This window comes from Streptomyces sp. NPDC050619 (assembly GCF_040654815.1).
Taxonomy (GTDB): Bacteria; Actinomycetota; Actinomycetes; order Streptomycetales; family Streptomycetaceae; genus Streptomyces.
This window is the reverse complement of record NZ_JBFAIR010000113.1, coordinates 1-2,796: the sequence shown is the minus strand read 5'-3', so window position 1 is coordinate 2,796 and position 2,796 is coordinate 1. Positions and strand designations below refer to the sequence as shown.

Below are 2,796 nucleotides of genomic sequence, written 5' to 3'. Positions count from 1 at the left end.
GCCCGCATCCGCGGGCTACCGGAAGGCGCAGGCGCAGGCAGCGAAGCTGGACAAGAAGATCGCGAGGCAGCGTGAGGACACCGGCCGCAAGTGGGCCAAGTCCGTGATGCGCGGTCATGACGGGGTTGCGGTGGAGGACTTCCGGCCGAAGTTCCTCGCGAAGACCACCATGGCCCGCAAGGCGGCCGATGCCGCGATCGCCGCGACGAAGCGTGCCCTGATCGAGATGGGCCGCAAACACGCACGAGACGTCCGTCTCGTGCACCCGGCGCACACCACGATGGACTGTGCGCAGTGCGGAGCGAGAACCAAGCACGCACTACCTCTCTCGATGAGAACGTATACCTGCACCGTGTGCGGAGCCGTGTCCCCCAGGGACAAGAACTCCGCCCGCGTGATGCTGGTCCGGGCAGGTTGGAACCCGGACGGTGCTGAGGGGGTAACAACTGTTCCGTGAACCATCAGTGAATCTCAACCTTTCTCATCTATTATCTTGACCATATGAAGCTTTCCGAGTGGGCTGCACGCAACGGCGTGCACTACCAGACCGCGTGGACGTGGGCGAAAGAGGGCCGCATGCCGGTTCCTGTACGCCAGACACTGTCCGGGACGTGGCTGGTCGACGAGCCCGCCACTGAGGCGTCCGGGCGGGTTGTGGCGTACTGCCGTGTTTCCTCGGCCGACCAGAAGCCGGACCTTGACCGGCAGGTCGCCCGCGTAGTCCAGGGGGCTACCGGTCTCGGTTTGCCGGTCGCTGAGGTGGTGACCGAGGTCGGGTCGGGGTTGAACGGGCGCCGCCGCAAGCTGCACCGCCTCCTGTCCGACCCGAACGCCGCTGTGATCGTGGTCGAGCACCGCGACCGGCTGGCTCGGTTCGGCGTCGAGCATCTCGAAGCTGTCCTGTCGGCGTCCGGTCGGCGTCTGGTGGTCCTGGACCCCGCTGAGACCGCCGACGACCTGGTGCGGGACATCACCGAGGTGCTGACGTCGATGTGCGCGCGCCTGTACGGGCGCCGAGCGGCGAAGAACCGCGCCGCCCGCGCGGTGGCCGTGGCGATGGGCGAGGCCGCCGAGTGAAGAAGTTCCAGCCGCAGCCGGGTTTCGTGGTGCAGGCGTACCGGTACGCGCTCGGCCCGAATGCCACCCAGGAAGCCGCGTTGCGCTCGCACTGCGGTGCGGCGCGCGCCGCGTACAACTGGGCGGTCGGCTGGGTGACCGCCTCGTGGTGGCAGCGCACGGCGGAGGAAACCTACGGCGTCCCCGAGACCATGCTGACGCAGTGGCGGCCGTGGTCGCTGCCCGCCCTCAGGAAGGCGTTCAACGCCATCAAGACCACCGATGCGCGGTTCGCGAACTGGTGGGAGGAGAACTCCAAAGAGGCGTACAACACCGGCCTGTCGAACGCCGCCGCTGCGTTCGACAACTACGCGAAGTCGAAGCAGGGCAAGCGGCGCGGCAAGAAGGTCGGGACGCCCCGTTTCAAGTCGAAGCGGAAGGCGCGCCTTGCCTGCCGGTTCACCACCGGCACGATCCGCGTCGAGCAGGACGGCCGTCACGTCACCCTGCCCCGACTCGGCACCATGCGGGTGCACGAGCGGGCCGACAGCCTCCGCGACCGCATCACCGCAGGCACGGCACGCATCCTGTCCGCGACCGTCCGGCATGAGCGCGGCCGGTGGTTCGTCGCCTTCCAGGTCGAAGTTGCCCGGGAGATCACCCGCGTCGCCCGCCCGGACACCGCCGTCGGCATTGATCTCGGAGTGAAAACCCTCGCGGTGATGGCCGACAGCCACGGGGAGATCCGCACCGTCTCCAACCCGAAGCACCTCGACGGTGCGCTGAAGCGGCTGCGCCGGGCATCCCGCGTCGTCTCCCGCCGCCAGGGCCCCGACCGGCGCACTGGACGGCAGCCGTCCAAGCGGTGGGAGAAAGCCAACGCCCAGCGCAACAAGGTGCACCACCGGATCGCGAACCTGCGCCAGGACGCCTTGCACAAGCTGACCACCAAGGTCACGGCCGAGTACGGCACCATCGTGGTCGAAGACCTGGGCGTCGCCGGGATGCTCAAGAACCGGCGTCTGGCCCGGAAGATAGCCGACGCCGGATTCGGGGAGATCCGCCGCCGGCTCACCTGCAAAACCCAGCGCCATGCCACCCGCATCACGGTCGCCGACCGCTGGTATCCCTCCTCGAAAACCTGTTCCGGCTGCGGCGCGGTGAAAGCCAAGCTGCCGCTGCACGTCCGGACCTACGCATGCGACGCCTGCGGTCTCGTCCTCGACCGGGACGACAACGCGGCCCGCAACCTCGCCGCTCTCGCGGCAGCCTGTACGACTGGTACCGGAGTAGCCGGAGACCAGGACACCACCAAGGTGTCCAAGCCCCGTGGAGCCGACCAGAAGACCCGCATCACCCGTCCCCGCCGCAAGACGGGGACGGGGCGGGCAGGTGGCGCAACCCTGCCGCACCAGCGGCAGACGGAAACGGGAGACCGTACTCAAGCCGAAGCCCTCACGCTTTGGTGACGTGACGGACCACCCGGGCCGAAATGCCCGGATTGCTGAGAGTCGCTGAGGCTCTCAGTAACGGTGCGGCCCGTTGTCAGGGTGCGGATCTGGGGGCTGCACAAGGCTGCCGCCGTGGCCGCGGTCATCAGGGCGGCGCCGCCCAGGAGCGTGGTGTGGATGCCCAGTCGGGCGGCGAGGGGGCCGGCGGCCATTTCGCCGGCGGGGAGTGCGACGAAGGAGCCGAGGGCGTCGTAGGCGTAGACGCGGGCCAGACGGTCGTGGGGGATGT

At 68.7% G+C, this 2,796-nt stretch carries 3 protein-coding genes and 1 pseudogene; 3 read left to right on the top strand and 1 reads right to left on the bottom strand.

Annotated elements, in window-relative coordinates:
* The 3 genes from AB0I77_RS53275 to tnpB form a co-directional block, all read left to right on the top strand.
* On the top strand, window positions 1-457 hold a 457-nt coding region (locus AB0I77_RS53275; RefSeq protein WP_363290285.1), incomplete at its 5' end, for a transposase.
* Between the two features lie 44 nt (window positions 458-501).
* Complete coding sequence (locus tag AB0I77_RS53270; RefSeq protein WP_363290284.1) at window positions 502-1,077, top strand: IS607 family transposase; 576 nt, start codon at window positions 502-504, stop codon at window positions 1,075-1,077.
* Window positions 1,074-2,525 (top strand): IS607 family element RNA-guided endonuclease TnpB, encoded by a 1,452-nt coding sequence (gene tnpB, locus AB0I77_RS53265; RefSeq protein WP_363290283.1) that lies wholly within the window; start codon window positions 1,074-1,076, stop codon window positions 2,523-2,525. Before AB0I77_RS53270 ends, tnpB begins: the two co-directional genes overlap by 4 nt.
* On the opposite strand, the pseudogene AB0I77_RS53260 reads toward tnpB, so the two are convergent.
* Window positions 2,498-2,796 (bottom strand): annotated as a pseudogene (locus AB0I77_RS53260) (hypothetical protein); the annotation flags it as partial. The gene tnpB and the pseudogene AB0I77_RS53260 overlap by 28 nt on opposite strands.